Source organism: Dysgonomonas sp. 216, from assembly GCF_010501065.1.
Taxonomy (GTDB): Bacteria; Bacteroidota; Bacteroidia; order Bacteroidales; family Dysgonomonadaceae; genus QVMM01.
The window spans coordinates 1-21,671 of sequence record NZ_QVMM01000012.1 but is presented as its reverse complement, the minus strand read 5'-3'; the positions used below and the strand labels follow the sequence as shown (position 1 = coordinate 21,671).

Annotated in this window: 13 protein-coding genes, 1 tRNA gene and 1 pseudogene; 5 read left to right on the top strand and 10 right to left on the bottom strand. The window is 37.5% G+C overall.

Features of this window, described 5'->3' with window-relative positions:
• Nucleotides 1-4: 4 nt before the first annotated feature.
• The gene (locus tag D0T53_RS08495) at nucleotides 5-2,560 is read right to left on the bottom strand and encodes a fasciclin domain-containing protein (protein ID WP_163266836.1); all 2,556 of its coding nucleotides are present in this window, start codon (nucleotides 2,558-2,560) and stop codon (nucleotides 5-7) included.
• Between the two features lie 186 nt (nucleotides 2,561-2,746).
• Nucleotides 2,747-4,849, bottom strand: a complete 2,103-nt coding sequence (locus tag D0T53_RS08490; protein WP_163266834.1) for an RICIN domain-containing protein — start codon at nucleotides 4,847-4,849, stop codon at nucleotides 2,747-2,749.
• 368 nt (nucleotides 4,850-5,217) lie between these two features.
• On the opposite strand from D0T53_RS08490, the gene D0T53_RS08485 reads away from it, so the two are divergent.
• Nucleotides 5,218-7,956, top strand: coding sequence for a glycosyl hydrolase (locus D0T53_RS08485; RefSeq protein WP_163266832.1), 2,739 nt, complete (start codon nucleotides 5,218-5,220; stop codon nucleotides 7,954-7,956).
• Nucleotides 7,957-8,057: 101 nt separating this feature from the next.
• On the opposite strand, the gene metG is transcribed toward D0T53_RS08485, so the two are convergent.
• The 3 genes from metG to D0T53_RS08470 form a co-directional block, all read right to left on the bottom strand.
• The gene (gene metG, locus D0T53_RS08480) at nucleotides 8,058-10,097 is read right to left on the bottom strand and encodes a methionine--tRNA ligase (RefSeq protein WP_163266830.1); all 2,040 of its coding nucleotides are present in this window, start codon (nucleotides 10,095-10,097) and stop codon (nucleotides 8,058-8,060) included.
• A 585-nt stretch (nucleotides 10,098-10,682) separates the two neighbouring features.
• Nucleotides 10,683-11,210, bottom strand: a complete 528-nt coding sequence (locus D0T53_RS08475; RefSeq protein ID WP_163266828.1) for an RNA polymerase sigma factor — start codon at nucleotides 11,208-11,210, stop codon at nucleotides 10,683-10,685.
• Between the two features lie 325 nt (nucleotides 11,211-11,535).
• Complete coding sequence (locus D0T53_RS08470; protein WP_163266826.1) at nucleotides 11,536-13,305, bottom strand: DEAD/DEAH box helicase; 1,770 nt, start codon at nucleotides 13,303-13,305, stop codon at nucleotides 11,536-11,538.
• A 332-nt stretch (nucleotides 13,306-13,637) separates the two neighbouring features.
• Between D0T53_RS08470 and pncB the strand changes: the two genes are divergently transcribed.
• A complete protein-coding gene (pncB, locus tag D0T53_RS08465; RefSeq protein WP_163266824.1) occupies nucleotides 13,638-14,798 on the top strand; it encodes a nicotinate phosphoribosyltransferase in 1,161 nt (386 codons plus the stop codon).
• An 85-nt stretch (nucleotides 14,799-14,883) separates the two neighbouring features.
• On the opposite strand, the gene D0T53_RS08460 is transcribed toward pncB, so the two are convergent.
• Nucleotides 14,884-16,890, bottom strand: a complete 2,007-nt coding sequence (locus D0T53_RS08460; RefSeq protein WP_163266822.1) for an OPT family oligopeptide transporter — start codon at nucleotides 16,888-16,890, stop codon at nucleotides 14,884-14,886.
• A 209-nt stretch (nucleotides 16,891-17,099) separates the two neighbouring features.
• Between D0T53_RS08460 and D0T53_RS08455 the strand changes: the two genes are divergently transcribed.
• From D0T53_RS08455 to D0T53_RS13600, 3 genes and pseudogenes are all read left to right on the top strand, one after another.
• Nucleotides 17,100-17,181: transfer RNA gene (locus D0T53_RS08455), tRNA-Leu, on the top strand.
• A gap of 177 nt (nucleotides 17,182-17,358) precedes the next feature.
• Nucleotides 17,359-17,898, top strand: coding sequence for a hypothetical protein (locus D0T53_RS08450; RefSeq protein WP_163266820.1), 540 nt, complete (start codon nucleotides 17,359-17,361; stop codon nucleotides 17,896-17,898).
• 191 nt (nucleotides 17,899-18,089) lie between these two features.
• A pseudogene (locus D0T53_RS13600) lies at nucleotides 18,090-18,304 on the top strand (helicase); the annotation flags it as partial.
• Nucleotides 18,305-18,348: 44 nt separating this feature from the next.
• Here the strand turns inward: D0T53_RS13600 and D0T53_RS08440 are convergent.
• The 4 genes from D0T53_RS08440 to D0T53_RS08425 form a co-directional block, all read right to left on the bottom strand.
• On the bottom strand, nucleotides 18,349-18,942 hold the full coding sequence (locus D0T53_RS08440) for a YdeI family protein (RefSeq protein WP_163266818.1): 594 nt from the start codon (nucleotides 18,940-18,942) through the stop codon (nucleotides 18,349-18,351).
• Nucleotides 18,939-20,075 carry a DNA alkylation repair protein gene (locus tag D0T53_RS08435; protein ID WP_163266816.1) on the bottom strand — a complete coding sequence of 379 codons (1,137 nt, stop codon included), beginning with the start codon at nucleotides 20,073-20,075 and terminating at the stop codon, nucleotides 18,939-18,941. Before D0T53_RS08435 ends, D0T53_RS08440 begins: the two co-directional genes overlap by 4 nt.
• 126 nt (nucleotides 20,076-20,201) lie before the next feature.
• On the bottom strand, nucleotides 20,202-20,756 hold the full coding sequence (locus D0T53_RS08430; protein ID WP_163266814.1) for a flavodoxin family protein: 555 nt from the start codon (nucleotides 20,754-20,756) through the stop codon (nucleotides 20,202-20,204).
• An 87-nt stretch (nucleotides 20,757-20,843) separates the two neighbouring features.
• Nucleotides 20,844-21,671, bottom strand: an 828-nt coding sequence (locus D0T53_RS08425; protein ID WP_221411514.1) for an AraC family transcriptional regulator, incomplete at its 5' end; no start/stop codon positions are given.

Genomic DNA, 21,671 nt, shown 5'->3' with positions numbered 1-21,671 from the left:
TATATTAATTAAGAGGTAACGCTTCATTAATCATATGAATTACAATTCTTGAATTACTTCCTATCCCCGAATCTAGAAACTTGTACTGACGGGTCATAACATCGGTATAGCCATTCATAGTTTCCGCAATGTTATTTCCATCCATATCCTTCAATAGTAATTGATTTCCTGCCAAATCAACTTGCATATTATAGAAACGATTTGTAAGCGTATCTTTAGCAGAAGTTGTAAATGTTACAGGCCAATTATAAGTTTCGAAAGCCGATTGATAAAATTTCGAAGTAAATACTCCTCCATCAAAGAAATGTTTCTTCAGGAACAGAATGTTTCGTTTTATTTCGCGCATTTTCTCTCCATCATCAGTAATATCCTCAATGTCAGAAATAGACTTATATAAACCGTCGCTCAAAGCCTTAGACATGGCGGCATTTGAAGGAGCAAACAATGTATAATTATATAATCCCAAGAAAGGTATTACATAATCAACCCCATCGCTATTCTCAAATATTGGTGGAACAAATTCAGTTTGTTTTCTTTCTTTCACCGAAGCTGCAAATGTTATCTTCTCATCAGAGAAAGTAAATATTTGATCCGGATCGTTATACTGAGCCATCATGTCAAAAAATGTTGATGCATTTGTAGCCTCAACTCCATATGCATAAACCGATTTTAAGGTATGCTCTATTCTCTTGTTCACAATATAAACGGTTCCGTTTTTTATGTTGTTAGATATGTCATATTTCTCCAACACCTCTACATAATCACCATTTTCAATATCGCCGGCACCTTGGAATCTGATTTGTCCACCGGTACGATCTATTTTAATAAAAGCACCTCCTTTAGTCTGAACATAATCCTGATCGTCTTCGATCTCTCCAACAACAATATGATAATCAAGAACATCTTTAAGTCTGTTTCGTAATGTTTTATATGTCGAATTATTCGAATTTGTATACACAGGAGTAGATGGACGCCCAATTGAGTCGCCTGCCATATTAAGATAAATATAATTTACACCTTTAAGGTTTTCGTAATATCTAAAACGTAACATAGCTTTTACATTGGCACCCATCATTGTATATGGATAAGGATCAACATAATCTTCAAAGCTTTCGTCTACAGGTAGTATAAGGGTAAACTTATTTTCTAACGATGTTAAATAATAGTTGAACTTCAACAGCTTGTTATTGTAGCTCTCATTTATTAACCAATTCAAAACCCTTAAATTAGGATTTTTATAAAGAGGCGACACAACAGTAACAAAATCGCGTGGCCCAACAATTGTATTTATTGTAAACAGAGCTCCATTTCTACATATTTTACCATCCAACAAATTGTCTTTTGTTAAGTGAATAGAGTCTCCCTTTACATCATCTATAAATGACTCTACATTAGATGGTAAAGTATTAAGAAAAGACAATTTCATATGAGTATTGACAAATTTTGCAGCAATATCATCAGGTACATCCTCCCACGTTCCATAATCTGCCAAGAAACTGTCTTCTAAATACGAAATCATCGCTTCGTTAGTAGGGATAAGCATAGCCGGCATATTTGAAGGCGTTTTTCCTATATTTGTTGATGTGGTACCGCCATCGTTTGCCGCCGGAGAAAATGCAATTTTAGAAACAGTCACTTCGTTTCCATATTCATCGATAATAGTTCTGTCGTTATCAAAAAAGCTGATATAAAATACCGAATCCTGAATAGCCGGATTACTGGCTCGTAATGCCGCTGTTGCCTCAGGATCATATATTGGTTCACAAAAACGTTCTAATAAGTTGCGGAACACAGACAAGTTGTCATCATTCCTTATATAATCGTACATCGTCATTGGAGGCATCACAACCTTATCCAAAGCATGTATGTATCCATTCTGAGTTGTTATATCCCCATCTATAATTCTAGCTCCGAAAATAAATGCATCACCTGCTTTTCTATTAGCTTCGGGATAAAAGAAATTGAAATCGTCATTTTTCACCTCATTTTTATCAAAATATTCTTGAGTGAAATTTAGAATAGTTCTTTCTCCATGTGTCGAAATATACATTCCCTTTTCTCTATACTTGTCGAAATAAGAACTATTTGGCAAATTGGTTTCCAACGCTATATCATCAGTTCTCAAATATGTTGTGTAACGTCTTAAACAGTTTCCTCGAATATAATTCTCTGATGTACCTAAATTAGATGTTACAAATGCCCCTTTCAGTGTATAATAAGTAAGGTAAGTTTTTATTACTGACGTAGGCATATCGTCAACGCTTGTATATCCGTCCGGATTGTCATTAAAAAACGCATTAAAAGCACTATCGGTAGGTACAAATAATGTACGGCTACCGGTTTTCTTTAATACATCAACATATGATTCGTCCATCCTGTTGAGCATCTTTACATAAGTTGTGAACCGAGAATCGTTTTCTAATGTGGCATAAATATTGTCGCCCAACCAATTCGGCAGTTCGTTCAAATATTTATATTCATCATCACAACTTGAGAATAACACTACTGCCATTATTAACATGGCAATATATTTTTGTATATACTTTTTCAGTGTATTCATTATGTGGTTTTAATTTATAATTGTAAGGTTTTTTCTGTAAATTGAAGTTTGCCTTTTCTCAAAAGCCTGTTGTGAATAGTCACAGTGTGTTCAATGGTTGTTAGGCCGTTAAAAACAAATATAATTATAGAAAAAACAGGTACTGAAAATCTCAGTAACCAGTACCTGTTTTTCTTCATTTTCAAATTATTTTACGTATACTTTAAAAGCAGTATTACCCACCTTTGCAATGTAGAATCCTGACGCAACAGGAATCGATGAATCTTTAGTTTGTTTTACAAACATACCGGTCATTGTGTAAACTGTAGTAGTAACAGGATATTCTGAATTTACGATAATACTACCGTTAGCACCATATACTTTCACATCAGAACCCGATACTGTAACATCTTCGATTGAAGTTATGTCAGGTACAATTTCGCTACCATCTTCAGCAACTTCACGTATTACAAAAGTTTGAGCAGGACCAGCAGGCACTTTCCATTGCGAATATGTTCCAACCTGATTGTCAGCATAAGGCTCTGTCCATACATCAACCAAGAAGTTTGTTGTACTTTGAACTCCATCTGTTACGTTATCATTTAATATAGCATATGCTTTTTCATAATTTCCGTTTTCATTTTGGAGATATTCAACAAACAAGAGTTTCAAGCTCATAAATTGCACCATATAATCGCTCCAGTTATTAGTAGTTAACGCATTCAAACTCAAATTGTATCTTTCGTCATCTACACTAGTTTCCCATTTCTGCACAGCCATAAACTGATAAGTGTCTGAGTTAACTATATAATAATATCCATCGCCAGCTTCTTCAAATTCCCACATTTGAGCTACTTCATCCTTTTCAAACTTAGTCATAAATACAGAACCTCCAGCATCAGTTAAGCGGCAGTTCAATTTTTCTTCTTCAAATTCCTCTTGTGTCATTCCTAATTCTTCTGGAACTGTAGTAGTGAAATTGCGAGGTCTGAAACGATATTTAGTCATTTCTTTCGGAGTAAACACAGTCTCTGCTTTAGCATCTTCGTAAGCCGTAAGATCTTGGTCCTGAACAAGCCACCAGTTTTGGTTAACACCACCCCAGTCGTCATACGATCCCATTTTCCAAGTATCCGGAACATTTGCTGTTCCATACAAGTCCATAGCCTGATTACCAACAGAATTAGTTGCAATTAATGTATATGGTTGCATTGTAAACGATTTAATCGACTCTACAACATTTCCATCAGCATCTTTCAATCCGATGAATACTTCAGCTAGTCTGGCTTTTACCGAAATAGCATAACGCTCTGGTTCGCTATCTGCACTTTTATCTCCTAGTTTAAAGAAATTCGCACCTCTATATTCAGCTGCGTCTGTAGCTTCATAATTTCCTTCATATCTAATACTTCTACCTGTTGCAACATTCTTTAGTTCGTAACCGGTAGTATAATCCATAGATATTTTCCATTTAGCATTATCATTCAGTTTAACTTCTGCATTGCTCATAGCCACAAAACTAATAGTGTCGCTATCGTCTGCATCTACCATAAAGTGAGTGTTACGACCTTTTGCCTCATCATGCGATTTTATATAATAAACGCCATCGCCTTCAGGGATGAAAGCAAAACCATCTCCAACAACTAAAGCGGCATCAAACAGTGCAGCCTCTTCCGGAGTCACAAACCACCAAATATGGTTAACTTTAGAATTGCTATCAAAAGTCCATGTTCCTATTCCCCAAGTCACGCCTGCTTCTTCAGCATCCCATGCATCCAAACACTGTGGTTTTGTTGATGTTGATGGAGAATAAGGAGCACGCACCAAATAGCCTTGAGTTTGGAACGGGAACTCTTTGTTACCTAATTTAAATACGGCATTAGATTTTAAAAGCTCGAAATAGTAAGAAGTATCCATAGCTGCAGGCTCAACAGCCGGAGCTATTTTATTTTTCCCTGTATACTTCAACGATTCGTCAGCCAAAACTTCCGGTCCATTATACTGGAATAAATTTCCTGTATTTTTGTTTTGAATAGTGTACCCTTTTGCTTCTTCATATTTAATAATCCACTGAGCAGCCTCGTTAGCTGTTGCCTCAGCTGTGGTCATATTAGTTATTTGAAGAACTTTACCTTCTGCTGTTTCTGTTTCTATTAAATACGAATTATTACGCCCTTTATCCGTAGACTGGCTCTTAATTAAATAAACCTGATCGTCAACCGGATCGAATGTCTTATTGACTGTCAATGTTTGTGCAAACAACCCCGAGGAGAGTAATGCACAAGAAAAAAGTGATAGAATTTTTTTCATGATACAATTAATAATTAATTAATACTGCTTTTAACAATGCACAACAACACACTGCATCAATTGCAAAATAAAGCCATTTAAAATAACGCCTAGGGAAAAAATAAACCAAACTAGGGGAAAAATAAATCAATCGCTTATTTTTAACCATCTCCACCCTTCTAAAGTACTTCTGATAGACTTTTGCAGCTACAGCGTATAACAATTATCAAATATATAACAAGAATCGAAACTTTAAAAGACACAATAAATCAAAAAACGATTATGAACAATTTCTAATCTATTAATGAGCCATTTTTCAACTTTTAGTAAAAGAAAAATCCATTACTTTGTAAATAAAGTCTCACTAGTATCATTTAATTACATAAAGCATGAAGAACTATTACATTTTAGTTGCTTTTTTTGTCCTTTTTTGTGGAACACTAAAAGCAAATGAAGTTACAATAACCGGAAAGCAAACAGCTGCTTCTTATTCGGAAACAACCGTAACTATTAGCGACAATTCGGAGCTACATTTAACATCGGCTACCCCCCTAACAAATAACAGTAAGGTATACCTCGAAACCGAGAACTCATGGATATACTTCGAAGCTTTGCGTCCTAGCCAGGTTGTAGCAAGTTACCTTAGTTATATATATGTAGGAACGCAACAAGCTGTACTAAACACAAACGTACGGGTAGAAATGTATCTTAATGGGGCTGTAGTTATACCTCACTCTAAAGATTTTCAGCCTCTTGAAGTTTTCGACGAAAAGAATTTTGGAGGGAACTCGCAAAAATACAACATCTTAACATTCTATAAAGGATTGGGCGATATGAATAAATCAATACGCTCATTTAAGCTAAGAAAAGGATATATGGCAACCTTTGCCACAAATACAGATGGAACAGGTTACAGCCAAGTGTTTATTGCCGACGAAGAGGATCTTGAGTTGAGCGAAATGCCCGATCTTTTAGACCAATCCGTTATGTTTATCCGCACATTTAAATGGAAATGGCCTACCAAAAAAGGATGGAATGGAAGTAATGCCGAACAATTAAACACAATTCAGGCTACATGGTACTATAACTGGGATGCCGCAGGAAATACAAGCTATCTGGACGCAGAATATATACCTATGAGACATAATGCAAACTGGGCAGGTTGGGAGACCATCAATTCGCGCGAAAATTCGACTCACGTACTCGGTTTCAACGAACCTAATCAGGACGTAGCCGGAGGAGGTTCTAATATGACAGTAGACCAATGTGTATCATTATGGCCTAACCTGATGAAGTCGGGATTACGTATAGGATCAATAGCTCCAACAGACGGAGGGTTGAATTATCTATACGAATTTGTAGATAAATGTGATGCTTTGAACTATCGTATCGACTTTATTGCCGTACACTTTTACAGAGGAGGACAAACTCCACAGAACTTTTATAACTTCTTAAAAGGAATACACGACAGAACCGGAAGACCTATATGGATTACAGAGTGGAACAACGGGGCTAACTGGACTTCAGAGAGCTGGCCTTCAAGTGCATCGGAACAACAAGCTAAACAGAAAAGCGATATGACAGCATTCTTCAATATGTTGGATACGGTTTCGTTTGTTGAAAGACATGCTGTATATAATTGGGTTGAATGGAAACGTTATATGATAGACACTGATAAAAATAACACTACATTGACTCCTGCCGGCGAAATGATGAAAAATTTCAAAGCAGTTAAAGCATATAACCCAAACAAGGTATTCACGCCACTTCCGTGGAAATACGTAGCACCAAACGTTACTTCGGCATTACTCTCGTCCGACCAATCGACCTATACAATTAATGTAGGTTCGAACGAGAACGGGGGCCTTGCCTCAGCTATTCTTGTTGAGAAGAAAGAAGAAGGTGGCGAATTTGCTGTTATAGATTCTATTGTAAACTTAACTCAAACAAAATTCGAATTTGCTGTAGACCAAACGAAGGAAGGTAAGACATCCTATCGCTTAAGATACAAAGGTAAAGGCAAAGACTACTCGGACTATAGCATTGAGTGTTCTTACATTTTAACACCAGACGAAGATATCCAATTGGGGAAATATTCAACTTCCACTCTGGATTGGACTACGCTTAGTTTCGGGAAGCAATTTGTCCGCATTAATCCTGTTGCAATATTAGGAACTCCTACCTTTGCCAATAATACAGCGATGGTAAACCGCATTAAAAACCTAAACAGCCGCAAATTAGATTTGAGATTCGAACCTTGGGCATATACAAATGCCAGCTCTATATCAAAAGAAGAAAGCTTATCTTATCTGCTATTAGCCCCCGGAAAATACGATTTTGGAGGATTAAAAGCTGAAGCAGGAAACACTACTGCAAAAGGAGAATGGGTTACGATTAACTTTAGCGAAACCTTTTCGAGCAAACCCGCTGTATTTGTATCTGTTACATCGAACCGATCGGCAACTGCAACAACTGCAAGAATTAAAAACGTTACAACTACAGGCTTCGATTTAATTGTAAAAAAAGAAGCAGCCCAAACATATACAACCTCGACAGAAGATATTAGCTATTTTGCTATAGAACAAGGTACAGGAACTATAAACGGACAACCAATTACGGTTGGGATGACTGCTGAAAATGAAGTTGGTTATACATTTACATCATCTCAGCTGGCTAAAGTAACATGGGATAGCTCGGTATATACCGATCCTCTGTTTTTTGCTTATGTACAAACATCAAACGACGAACGCGGTTCGTATTTAAGGGCACGCAAGTTAACCGAAACCGACGCACAGTTTTTCAGACAATACGAGCAAAGTAACACATTTTCGCCATCGAAAGAAACAGCTGTATGGATGGTTATTAATAAGCAAAAGAGTGGTGGTAGCTCAATAAACCCCAATGAAACAGGTAGCAACAATTTAACCATTTATCCAAATCCTGCTTCCGAAATCATCTACTTCAGCAACTTATCGGGCAGTAATTTAAACGTTACGATAAGCGATATGCTTGGTCGTGAATTAATAAACATCAACACAACCGATAATAATGTAAATATACAGGATATACCAACAGGGTATTACATTATTAATATAGATGGTAAATCATCAAATTTCATAAAGAAATAAAAGAACTCTCTTCTCTAAGTATAAAAATAATAAAGGCTATTCGTATTGAATAGCCTTTATTATTTTATCTAATGATCTTACTTAATTAAGAAGAAGATTCACTATTTTACTTGACTCCCCGATTCAACCTCGGTCGAAGGCTCAATTATAGATAAACTTCCGTCAGAATTTTCGGCCGAAAGTATCATTCCCTGAGACTCAATACCTCTAAGCTTTCGTGGGGCAAGATTTGCTATAAAGCAAACCTGTTTCCCGATTAAATCCTCAGGTTTATACCACTGTGCGATGCCCGATATTATGGTTCGTTTAGCTATACCATCATCAATCAGAAATTGGAGCAATTTATCGGCCTTTGGTACTTTAGTACACTCCAAAACCTTACCAACACGTATATCCAGTTTTTCAAAATCTTCGAACTGTATATTTGGCTTCACAGGAACTGTCGCACGCTCATTTTGTTCGTTCGATGCCTTTGTATCTAAAAGCTTCTGTATTTGCTTTTCAATTGTTTCGTCTTCTATTTTAGCAAAAAGAAGATCAGGTGTGCCCAATTGATGTCCTACCTTCAATAAATCAGCACGACCTAATTGACTCCATTCCAACTCGGTTATATTCAAAAACTCCCTTATTCGTTTTGCACTGAATGGCAAAAACGGTTCGAAAGCAATAGTTAAATTCGCCGATATCTGCAATGCAATATTCAGAATTGTTTCGGTACGCTTCATATCGGTTTTCGCAACCTTCCAAGGTTCGGTATCCGCCAAATATTTATTACCTATACGCGCAAGATTCATTGCATCCTTCAAAGCATCCCGAAAACGGAAGGTATCGAGATTTTTCTCGATAGATACCCGCACATCGGCAAACTCCTTCAATGTTTCCTTATCATAATCAGTCAGCTCATTACACGGAGGTACCTGACTCTTAAAATACTTTTGGGTAAGAACTAATGCCCTGTTTATAAAGTTTCCGAATATGGCAACCAGTTCGTTATTGTTACGAGCCTGAAAATCTTTCCACGTAAAGTCATTATCTTTAGCTTCGGGTGCATTTGCCGTTAGCACATAACGTAAAACGTCCTGTTGTCCTGGAAAATCTTCAAGATATTCGTGCAACCACACAGCCCAGTTACGCGATGTTGATATTTTATCTCCTTCGAGGTTAAGAAATTCGTTTGCCGGAACATTTTCGGGAAGTATAAAAGTTCCTTCTGCCTTCAACATAGCCGGAAAAACAATACAATGAAAAACAATGTTATCCTTGCCTATAAAGTGTAACAAACGTGTATCTTCCGACTTCCACCATGTTTCCCACGAATCGGGGAATAGTTCTTTAGTATTCGATATATACCCGATTGGAGCGTCGAACCACACATAAAGAACTTTATGCTCGGCTCCTTCAAGCGGAATTGGCACTCCCCAATCAAGGTCGCGACTTACGGCACGAGGCTGCAAGCCCATATCGAGCCACGATTTACATTGTCCGTATACATTTGTCTTCCACTCTTTATGATCTTCCAATATCCACTGGCGCAACCATTCTTCATGTTTATCAAGAGGAAGATACCAGTGCTTTGTTTCACGCAAAACAGGAGTCGATCCCGATATAGTAGAACGTGGATTCTTCAATTCCAAAGGGCTTAACGATGTTCCACATTGCTCACACTGATCGCCATAAGCATTCGGGTTTCCACAATGAGGGCATTCGCCCATAATATAACGGTCGGCCAAAAACATTTTAGCTTCGTCGTCGTAATACTGTTCCGACACCTTTTCCTCGAATTGTCCGTTTTCGTACAATTTCAGAAAGAAATCGGCGGCAGTTTTTTTATGAATATCGCTACTCGTCCGCGAATAAATATCAAACGATATTCCAAATTCTTCGAACGATTTCTTTATTATTCCATGGTATTTATCGACAATATCCTGTGGCGTTACACCTTCTTTTCTGGCGCGAATAGTGATAGGCACACCATGCTCGTCCGATCCCCCGATATGTATAACCTCTTCTCCTTTCATCCTAAGGTATCTGACATAAATATCAGCGGGAACATATACTCCGGCTAAATGCCCTATATGTACTGGTCCGTTAGCATAAGGCAATGCCGATGTAACTAGTGTACGTTTGAAATTCTTGCTCATAAAATGATTATTTTCAGAAACGCAAAGATAGACAAATATCTTTGAAGATTATTCGATGAATACCTATCAATTTGACTATTTCTTCACATCTGCGATAATTCTACATTAATAGAATTACACTATCTTCTCAGCATGGCATAATGCATATTTTTTACAAAAGCTGACATATCTGACGGTTTCGGCACAAAACAGAAAGCTATAAAAAATATACGATTGCCAGTCTACTATCTAAGCCAAAGCCGACTTTATGCCTTTGTCAATCTCCAATAGTTCTACACAAGTAGAATTATTATTCGAATACAACCGTCTACAATGCGTTTTTTCTGAAAACCTGACACTCCTGACATAATTTTACCTTTTTTCTTATCTACATCAATCAACGTTGTCGAAACAACATATCACTCTAATAGATAGATAAATAAGCATAATTAATTACCGCAACATCGCTTAAGTTTTTTTTATCAGCTACCAATAATCAGATATTTCTATAAAAGAATGGAATACTTGAGATGCAATATCTTTGATTACAAAAAAAAGCCGATGAGATAACTCATCGGCTATATCATAAACAAGACTGCTTTTGTATTATTCTCTATCTTGGTATTTATAATCTTTCAACATTTCTTGCAATCTTTTTCTTGCAAAAAATATACGACTTTTTACAGTACCTATAGGTAGGCCTAATTTTTGAGCAATCTCCTCATATTTATATCCTGAGACATGCATTGAAAATGGCACACGATATTCATCCGAGAAACTTGTTATCGCTTTATTTATCTCCGAAATAGTATAAGCTCCTTCGGGAGTATCAAATCCTGAATCTTGTGGAAGATTTAGGTGATACAAATTCTCTGTTTGATCAATAATCGTTTGCGTGCGAACAACTCTACGATAATTATTTACAAATATGTTATGCATAATTGTAAATACCCAACCTTTGAAGTTTACATTTTCGTAATACTTCTCTTTATTATCTAAAGCCCTCAAGGTTGTTTCTTGTAAAAGGTCTTTAGCTTCTTCTCTGTTAGCTGTTAATGTTAAAGCAAAATTCATCATGTTGTTTTGCAAGTCAACTAACTTTTCTTCAAAATTGTTTTGGTTGTTAGCTTTCATAATTGTCTCGTTTATGTGTTTATGTGAAATAATACTTCATTCTTACAACTTACTTAACATTTATAGTCGTAAAATTGTTTAACAAAGTTATTAATTTTTCCTTTATCGGTCTTAATAACTTATTCATTCAGGGGATGGCTGTGAATATTAGAGAAAATACCACAGCATAAATCGCTACCGATCAGCAGATTATCGAAAACCTATTATAAATCTTATCAATCATAGAAATAATTTATGTTGCTAAATAAAAAAAAAAACAACAAGCCGTTTTTCTATCATCGGCTTGTTGCAAATATAACATTAATATTTTAAGAATCAAATATTTTTACCGTTTTCTAGACTTTCTATTATCGCTCGAACCTTTACGCCCTCGGTCGCCTCCTCCCGAAAAACGGCTTTCGCTTCTGTTGCCTCTACTACCGCTACCATTCGATTGCCCGCCTTGTGATATTTCTACCACCACACGACGTCCGTTATATTCGGTATTTCGCAATGATTTAATAACTTTATTAGACTCTTTTTCAGGCACTTCGAAGAAAGAAAAGTTCTGCATTAAATCTATGCGCCCTATTCTTACCTTATTATCTACAAAATCGTTAACAAAACCCATCAGTGTTGCCGGATTTATTCCATCGGTACGCCCAATGTTTATAAACAGACGCGAATAACCTTTTTCGGCTGTACGCACAGATTTCCTGTCGCCTCCGGATCTTCTTTCGCCTCTATCTCCTCTTTCACCTCTTTTTTCGTCTTTAGAAAAACGCCCCGTTGGCACTTCAATATCTTCGGCATCGCGATAATAGTCAAGCAAACGATTCAACTCTAACGACACAATACGTTTTACTATATCTTCTTTTTCGAGCCAATCGAGTCTTCTGTATACAGATGGCATAAGCGAAGCAATTTCATCTTCGTTAACCTTAACTTTTTCCAGTTGATCAACAAAGTTAAATAATTGCTTTTCGCAAATAGATTGACCTGTTGGAATAGTACCTTCCTCAAATTTCTTGTTTATGATCTTTTCGATCTCACGCATCTTGCCTTTTTCTTTTATATGAACTATGGCAATAGATGTACCTGTTTTTCCGGCACGTCCGGTACGTCCGCTTCGGTGGGTATACGACTCTATATCGTCGGGCAAACCATAATTAATTACATGCGTAAGACTGTCGACATCAAGTCCGCGTGCAGCAACGTCTGTTGCCACAAGAAGCTGTATGTTCTTAATCCTGAACTTCTGCATCACATAGTCACGTTGAGCCTGCGAAAGGTCTCCGTGCAACGAATCGGCATTATATCCGTCTTGTATCAGCTTATCGGCAATTTCCTGAGTTTCGCGACGCGTACGGCAGAATATTATACCATATATATTAGGATAATAGTCGGCAACACGTTTTAACGCCAAATATTTGTCTTTAGCATGCACCATATAATATACATGCTTCACATTATTCGAACCTTCATTTTTTCGCCCGATAGTTATTTCTTTAGGCTCGTGCATGTATTTTCGTGTGATCTTAGCTATTTCTTTAGGCATCGTTGCCGAGAATAACAACATAGACCGTCCATCAGGCACTTGTTTCAGTATTTCGTCAATACTATCCGAGAAGCCCATATTTAACATTTCATCAGCCTCGTCCAGAATCACATATTTTACCGATGCCAAATCGACCGTATTACGGTTTATCAGGTCGATTAAACGACCGGGAGTAGCCACAATTATTTGCACACCCCTCTTTAGCGATTTTATCTGGCTTTCGATACTTGAACCTCCATAAACAGGAAGTACACGTAATTTCTCAATATATTTCGAGTAGTCGGCCAAATCTCCGGCTATCTGTAAACAAAGTTCACGTGTAGGGCACAAGATAAGGGCTTGCGGAACTTTTTGTTTAATGTCAATAGATTGAATTACCGGCAACCCGAATGCAGCTGTTTTACCTGTACCTGTTTGTGCAAGGGCTATAACATCCCTCACCTCGTCCAGCAAATAAGGAATAACTTCTTCCTGCACCGGCATCGGATTTTCATAACCCATCTCTTCTATCGCCCTCAATATATTGGGGGCAATACCTAATTCTTCAAATGTTTTCATTTCGTTTTAATACGTTGTAAATAATGGTGGCAATTATTTTTCTCGCCGCCCAACAACGATCGAAAAAAATAGAGAGAAAAACAATCGGCCTCAGTTTGCCTTTTTATTAACTTATCGGCAACAGTCTGGTTTCTAGTTAAAAAAATAGTTACTTTTATTATTTTTTCGTTATAGGAATAAAAGTGGGCACAAAGGTAGTTATTTTATTGATAATCTGCATACAATTTTAAAATTTGTATATCAAATTCAGATTTAATTACCAGCAAGAAGCAAACTATTCTAATTTTTACATGTTAATAATATCTGTATATAATAGATAAAACACTCAAATTATGATTATAAAACATTTTACAGATAACGACCTGTATAAGTTCTCCGTGATGATGGCTATCCAGAAATTATACCCATGGTCGTACGTTAAATATGAATTTATAAACAGAGGGAATACCGAATTTCCCAAAGGCTTTGACAAAAGGCTCAGAGAGGAAGTTAATCAGATGGCAAAGCTGAAGATGACTAAAGCCGAAAAAACATTTATCACAAAAAGGTGTTATTTTTTCGACCCTGCTTTTATTGATTTTCTCGAAGGCTATCAATACGACCCGTCGGAAGTGAGTATCTCGCAGAAAGACGGAGTACTGAATGTGTCGGTTGAAGGCTATTGGTACAGAACGGTGCTGTGGGAAGTTCCATTAATGGGTTTAATCTCCGAATTGTACTTTCAGATGTTGGGCGTTGAGCCTAAAGATATTGAAACAAAAGCAACCGATAAAGCCAAAAGAATGTCGGAACTGAAAGCCGATTATTCTGAATTTGGCACCCGCCGTCGTTTTTCGTTCGATGTACAAGACAAGGTTGTTGCCAAGCTAAAAGAACATTCGGGCGACTTTTTTAAAGGCACAAGCAATGTATATCTGGCAATGAAACATAATACAACCCCCATAGGGACTCTTCCCCACGAATGGTTTATGTATCATGGTGCACTGTTTGGGTATCGTTCTGCCAACACGAAGGCATTGGAAGCTTGGGTCGACGTATTCCAAGGAAGTTTAGGAATAGCCCTGACAGATACATATACAACCGATTCGTTTTTTAGCTCGTTTAGTCTGAAAGAAGCTAAACTTTTCGACGGTGTACGCTGCGACAGTGGCGACCCTCTGGCTTTTGCCGACAAAACTATCTGCTTTTACGAAGAAAACAGAATAGACCCTATTGCTAAGACAATTGTTTTCAGCGACTCCTTAGACCTTAACGAAGTAAAACGCATAAAACAATACGTGAACAACCGCATTCACGATACATACGGAATAGGAACATTCTTTACAAACGATGTTGGAGCAAAGCCGCTAAACATTGTAATAAAACTAACCGATGTGAAATCGAATATAAAAGCCGAATATCACAAAGCTGTAAAGATTTCGGACGATTTAGGGAAAAATACAGGCGATAAAAAAGAGATCGAGATATGTAAACTTACTTTAGGCTTGGAATAAGCCTTAACATTAATTCAACATATATAATAAAAAACAGAGGAATAAATCCCTCTGTTTTTTTTCATATAATACGAACAGTATACTTTTATATTGTTTCCTTCTTAGCTTTTAGCGACGAATAGCCCAAATAGACTATTACAAGCACATACATAACCAAAGCCAGATACTGCGAAGCATCGCCCGCACTCCATTCTTCGTTCACAAGATCCAGACCTGCAAAACGCATTGTAGCACTAACAACCCCCATCAGTGCGCCACCGGCAATAAATCCGGAAGCCAACAGGGTTCCTTTTTCTACACGCGCAGTATTCAATGCCTGATCTTTACTACGGCTTCCTACATACCAGTTTATAGCACCACCTATTAATAAAGGAATATTCAGTTCGAGAGGAATAAACATACCCAATGCAAAAGCAAGAGCAGGAACTTTCATAAATGTAAGTAATAATGCAATTAAAGCACCTATTCCGTAAAGCAACCAAGGTGCGCCTGCTCCCATCATCAATGGCTCGATAACTGCAGCCATAGCATTAGCCTGAGGTGCAACCAAGGCATTGTCGCCTGTAAATCCGTATGTTTTGTTCAACACAAGAATAACCCCTCCAACTGTAGCAGCCGAAACCAACGTTCCCAAAAACTTCCACGATTGCTGTTTTGCAGGAGTAGAACCTAACCAATACCCTATTTTCAGGTCGGTAATAAAACCTCCCGCCATAGAAAGAGCTGTACACACAACGCCCCCTATTATAAGGGCTGCAACCATACCCGAAGTACCCTTCAGCCCAACAGCAACCATTACTACTGATGCAAGAATAAGGGTCATCAATGTCATTCCCGACACAGGATTTGTACCTACAATAGCAATTGCATTAGCTGCAACCGTAGTAAATAAAAATGCAATAACACCCACAACCAATATAGCTATTACTGCATGCATAAGGTTATGAATAACGCCAAAATAGAAGAATATGAAAGTTACAATAAGCGCTAAAACAACTCCTATAGTAATAATCTTCATAGGAAGATCCCGCTGAGTACGCTTGTCGATTACAACTTCGCCTTGCTTGTTTCCACCTTTAAACTCTTTAGAGGCAAGCCCTATCGCACTTTTTATAATACCCCACGACCTTATTATACCGATAATTCCGGCCATTGCAATACCTCCGATACCTATATGACGGGCAAAATCGGAAAATATTTTTTCGGGGGCGAACGATGCTATACCATCAACATAAGAGGGATTCAATCCCTGAAGCAGCGATTCGCTCAACAAAGGCAACACTGGCACGATAACAAACCAAACAAGGATTGAACCTGCACATATTATTGCAGCATATTTTAAACCGACAATAAATCCGAGCCCCAATACGGCAGCACCAACATTTACTTTGAAAACTACTTTTGCTTTTTCTGCTATTTCTGCGCCAAACGGTAATACCCTCGACGAAAACGTCTCAGCCCATGCACCGAATGTAGCAATTACGAAATCGTAAAGACCTCCAATAATCCCTGCAAAGATCAAGGGCTTTGCCTGTCCCCCACCCTTTTCGCCGGAAATTAACACCTGAGTAGTTGCTGTAGCTTCGGGGAACGGATATTTACCGTGCATATCTTTAACAAAATACTTACGGAAAGGAATAAGAAATAAAATACCCAAAATACCCCCAAGCAAAGAACTCATAAATACTTGGAAAAAATCGACTGTTATTTCCGGATATTTTGCCTGAAGGATATATAGTGCAGGCAATGTGAAAATTGCTCCCGCAACAATAACCCCGCTTGTTGCACCAATAGACTGGATAATAACATTTTCGCCCAATGCATTTTTGCGCTTCAACCCGCTGGAAAGCCCTACGGCTATAATTGCAATTGGGATTGCGGCTTCGAACACTTGTCCTACTTTCAGCCCCAGATAAGCGGCTGCGGCACTAAAAACAACAGCCATCAACAACCCCCAGGTTACCGACCATGGTGTTACTTCTTTATACTGTTTATCGGGCGACATTATAGGCTTATACTCCTCACCGTCTTTAAGTTCCCGAAAGGCATTCTCGGGCAAACCTTTTACTTTTTCTTCATCTTCAGTTTTCACGATAATGAACTTTTTGTTATACATTACTTTTTATGGTCACAAATCTACATTTTTTTTTGCCATTGATATAAAAATAACATTAAAATATAAATTCTGCCGTCCTAAAAAGCCTTTTTTTAAAAAGATAAAATTCAGATTATATTTTTTATTCAATTTGTTTGAATTTAAAAATATTTACTATCTTTGTACCCGCTAACACAATAGCACCTGCGGATGTGGTGTAATTGGTAGCCACGCCAGACTTAGGATCTGGTGCTTCACGGCGTGGGGGTTCGAGTCCCTTCATCCGCACTGAGAGCGACAAATTGAAGATTTCTTCTTTTTGTCGCTTTTTTCGTTTTTGTAAGTTGCTATTTCTGTGTTAATTAACACTTGGCACACAACTAAACAACAAAGCAAGGGAGAAAAAATAAACTCCCTTGCAAAACTGACTAAATGCATCTACATTTGTATTGACAAAAACCAAAAATGATGAAAAACTTACTTTATATACTTCTCACCCTTTTTATCCTTACTGCTTGTAGCGATAGTGATGATGATAATCCAAACAATGGTAATAATGGTAAAGGGGAGTATTCAAAAACAGATTCTATATTTAACTATAGATTCGGATCTTCAATAGAAGACATTAATCCAGATTTTGTAAGATCAAAAAATCTCGCCTTTTCCTATGGTGAGTTTGGAAGTATGTTACCTGGTACAGTTTTTTATTTTCAAGATGATAAATTGACAACTGTAAGCAAATATTATTCAGCCAACATATTCTTTCATCAATATCAAAAATTATTTTTAAATGATGTATCAAAATTGAGTCCTCCTATACTGATAGAATTAACAAAACCAGCAATAGATAAAAAAATAACTTATATCAAAGAAGATTCAATTTCCTGGACACATGAACATTTAAAGATATTAGTACGAAATGATTATTTTAATTTTCTTGAGAAACAGGAAGAATTCTTAAAAGAACATTATTTGGTAATTGAATATACTCAATCAGAATATTGATGATTACTTTCATGACATATAATTAAACATTCAAAATTGAAAGAAACTCACTGCTTGTAGCGATAATGACGACAACTATATACAAATAAAAGTTACACAAAATGGCTTACCTGTGGAAGGTGCTGATGTTAGATTTTATGAGTTCCAATTACCATTAGATTATTATTATCAAGGTAATGGCATATTATGCACAAGCCCAATATTATATTACAGTTACCACCGCCGAACGAAATATTCTCAAAAAGGAGACTAAGAATATGTTTGCCGGGAAATGATATTCAGGTCTATAAAGATTTCTTTGAGTGATAGGTAAGCCTAAAATGTTTAAGATGCAGATTTAGCACCATTGGCATATATTCATATTGTGTTGGATGGAAATAGTATGAAATCGTCTATTAAACACCTTTTTGGATGTCTAAAATTATTAAGAGGTGTATCTGTGTTTATAAATCAATAGTATTTTTCAATTCCACCAAATCCTGTTATTATTTTATTCTCTTTTGTTTTACCTATAAAGTTGTTTAATCGCTTTTCAAATTCTTCGGATCGTTTCCTAGCAGCTTCAATGTATGCTATCCGGATACGTTTATATGTATCAGAAAAATGTTGATAGGTTTTCCAGACTGTTTTATCTTCTTTCAATCTGTCGATTATATCATTTGGAAAAACAAAAGGAACAGACAAGATATTTCGTATTTTATCCTCAAACTTCGGGTGTATCATTTTGTTTTCCAACAACCAGTTAAGTCTTTCTTTGTTGGCTTGCGAGTATGTGCTCTTAGGATTTCTAGGAGTGAAACGCTGAATCCGATGTTCTTCGTCAAGCGGTTTTATCGTACTGTCGATCCACTCGAAACAAAGGGCTTCTTCAACAGCATCGTTGTACGTGATACTTTTTTTGCCCGACGACTTCTGAGGAAATACAAACCAAACTTCATTGGCTGTTTCAAAGTTATCGGTCAGCCACTTTCGCCAATCTTTTCTATCTTCAAAGTATTTTATTTCTATTGACGATTGTAATCGGTTGTTTGCTATGTTCCTCATTCTACCAGTTCAAAATTATGTTTCTCAAGCTCATTCCCGTTTATTATAACTGCAACCTGATGAAGCCCGAGATGAAGTTTCCGTGTGGTTACTACTTTGAAAGAGTGTTTTCGGGTGATACGTGTGGTTGATTTTGCAGCATAGTCTTTTTCACTGATTTTGCAAACTTTCTTCGACAATGTACCGTTTGCCTTTTGGTAATATAGTCCGTATTCAAGTCTTATTTTAGTTCCCTTGTTTCCATTATTCAGTAGATTGAAACTAAACTCCAACGAGTTACCGACTTTCACTTCGGGTGTTGTGATCTGAAAGTCCTTAATAGTTATATGCTTCGTAGAACCTAAACCGAATAGTTCCATCACTTCCGGATTGCCTTGTTTTAGGAGTGTCCGGCAGCCATGTTTAATAATCCAATCTACTTCTTCCGACTCTCCTTGCCATCTTTTTACCAAATCAATCACTACTTCGGGGTTATCTTTTGCGATGTCATTCAGGTTGTTGGCAACACTTAGTCGCACAAATCTTGCCGGGTCGTTTTTAAGATTTTCTAATATAGGGATGATAGGTGCAGGATTTTTTTTCAGATTTGGTAAAGCTATTGCCCAAGGCAAGCGCGGGCGGCAACCTTCTGAGGCAAGCCGCCTTACTCCCCAATGTTCGTGCCTCGACCAAACGAGCATTTGCGCCATCATCGCGTCGGGGTATTTGACTATAAACGAATGAGCGACAAATTCGCAGCTTGTGAACTGGGTAATTCTCTCTATTGCTTCAATAGAGGTCTTGTAATCGTCCAGTCCGTATTGATCTACATAATTATCCAAAATTCCTCCATACTCTAATAGTAAGCCATACTTTGTATCGTCTATTTTGGAACAATGTGGATATCGGGCTTCAATACGATCCAGTAGTTCGAGTATTTTAGCAATAGCATCTTTGTAGTCTGTCGGTAAAAACCGTCTGAGTACTGTTGCAATGTGTGCGGTGCGTTGTTTGAGCTCTCTGTTTTCCCATTCCTTATCCATAACCTGAGACACAAATGCACGGGTATCTAAATCGAGGATAACGAGCTTTAAGTCTTTCGTAAACAGGGCTAAGAACTGCTCGTTGTACATATTTTTAAAGGGTTCTGCCATACGTATGCTCTTATTCCTGACAAAGATAATGATTTTAAGGACAAAGGAAAAGGGAGCAAAGGGACAAGAATTCCTTTTCTCCTTTGCATAAAGTGCATCCCTTCTTCTTTATTTCACTAATTTAACTTACAATGCAAGCCCAAGTTCTTTGGCCAATTTAAGATAGTCCTGTCCTTTGGTGTTTATTTCGCCTTTGGCAAAGACACCAGGAACGAGTAATTGCCCACGATCTTCCCATGTTAAGTACGAGGCTGTTTTTTCGTATGTTTTGGTCATGCCTTCAAAATCGGTTAGGTCTGATGTTTCTCCGCAGGCCAGTAAAACTGTTTCTTTTATTCTTAGTGGTTCAGGGCTTGAATTGAAGGAATAGAGCCGATCTATAACGCCCTTTATTTGTGCCGGAAAAGAGAAATAGTATAGTGGCGAACTGAATACTAGTATATCGGCCTGTGCAATCAGAGGAGCTACTTCTTCAAAATCATCTTTTATTGCACATGCTGTTCCACGGGTAAAGCATTTGTCGCAGGCTATACAACCTCTGACATTCTTACGACCGCTATTGAAACGATCGACGGTATGCCCTGCCTGTAAAGCTCCTTCGATAAAGGCTTCTGCCAATAGATCACTATTACCGTTCTTTCTCGGGCTTCCTGTAATAACTAAAATTCTTTTCTTATCCATACATTTATCTTTGATAGTTTATTCGATGCAAAATTAAAGTGTATTCTATCCATAAGATTTGCTATATGGCTCAAAGTTTTATTCTGTTCAGTCCAATCTGATGGGTTGGCGATAATCGGTTGGCGATTGACCATAATGTTTTTTGAAGATACGCGAAAAATGGGATATATTTTCAAAGCCCATGGAATAGCCTATCTCATTGACAGGTATTGCGGTGTTCTGAATCATTTCCTTGGCCTTCTCCAATCGTTTTTCTTTTATCCATCGGGCGGGAGGCATATTGTATAGTAACTGAAAGTCGCGTTTGAAACTAGAAAGGCTCCGTCCGGAAAGATAGGCAAGTTCGGGCAGAGTGACCGGTGTGGCATAGTATTGTTCTACTACTTTTCGGATATCCATACGTGCCGGTTGCCTGAATTGAAGCAACTGAATGAACATATTTTTATTGGATAGGGATATGTCATACAGCAGCTCCATTATTTTGAGACGGAGCAGTCCGGGATCTACCGATGTGGGACATTTAAAATAAGGGTCAAGAGAGCGGCCAAAAGCAATCAAACATTCATTCATCGGATAGACTGATGTTTTTATCTCTTCTTCTGTACGGGGAATCTTTACGTTTGCCATAGTGAGAAACTCTTTTATCAGGTTATCTTTCAGACAGAACATAATGCATTCGGATATATTATCATTATCTGGGTCGCCAGTCTTTTCATACTTCACCGAAGTGGCCTTCTTTAATAAAATCATTTCGTTCTTATTCACCGTATAAGTTTGTTTCCCGTGGTGCATAATGAATTGCCCCTCAAGCACGAGGAATAAGAGATGTTCTTCAAGAAACATGTGTATAATATAATTGAAAAGTAGTCCACTAAAATAATTGAAAAGTATACCACCAGTTAGGTAAAATGTGTG

Excerpts from the sequence above, each read along its gene's own strand:
- D0T53_RS08495 (WP_163266836.1), bottom strand. The coding sequence starts at position 2,560 with ATGAATACACTGAAAAAGTATATACAAAAATATATTGCCATGTTAATA.
- D0T53_RS08490 (WP_163266834.1), bottom strand. The coding sequence starts at position 4,849 with ATGAAAAAAATTCTATCACTTTTTTCTTGTGCATTACTCTCCTCGGGG.
- D0T53_RS08485 (WP_163266832.1), top strand. The coding sequence starts at position 5,218 with ATGAAGAACTATTACATTTTAGTTGCTTTTTTTGTCCTTTTTTGTGGA.
- metG (WP_163266830.1), bottom strand. The coding sequence starts at position 10,097 with ATGAGCAAGAATTTCAAACGTACACTAGTTACATCGGCATTGCCTTAT.
- D0T53_RS08475 (WP_163266828.1), bottom strand. The coding sequence starts at position 11,210 with ATGAAAGCTAACAACCAAAACAATTTTGAAGAAAAGTTAGTTGACTTG.
- D0T53_RS08470 (WP_163266826.1), bottom strand. The coding sequence starts at position 13,305 with ATGAAAACATTTGAAGAATTAGGTATTGCCCCCAATATATTGAGGGCG.
- pncB (WP_163266824.1), top strand. The coding sequence starts at position 13,638 with ATGATTATAAAACATTTTACAGATAACGACCTGTATAAGTTCTCCGTG.
- D0T53_RS08450 (WP_163266820.1), top strand. The coding sequence starts at position 17,359 with ATGATGAAAAACTTACTTTATATACTTCTCACCCTTTTTATCCTTACT.
- D0T53_RS08440 (WP_163266818.1), bottom strand. The coding sequence starts at position 18,942 with ATGAGGAACATAGCAAACAACCGATTACAATCGTCAATAGAAATAAAA.
- D0T53_RS08435 (WP_163266816.1), bottom strand. The coding sequence starts at position 20,075 with ATGGCAGAACCCTTTAAAAATATGTACAACGAGCAGTTCTTAGCCCTG.
- D0T53_RS08430 (WP_163266814.1), bottom strand. The coding sequence starts at position 20,756 with ATGGATAAGAAAAGAATTTTAGTTATTACAGGAAGCCCGAGAAAGAAC.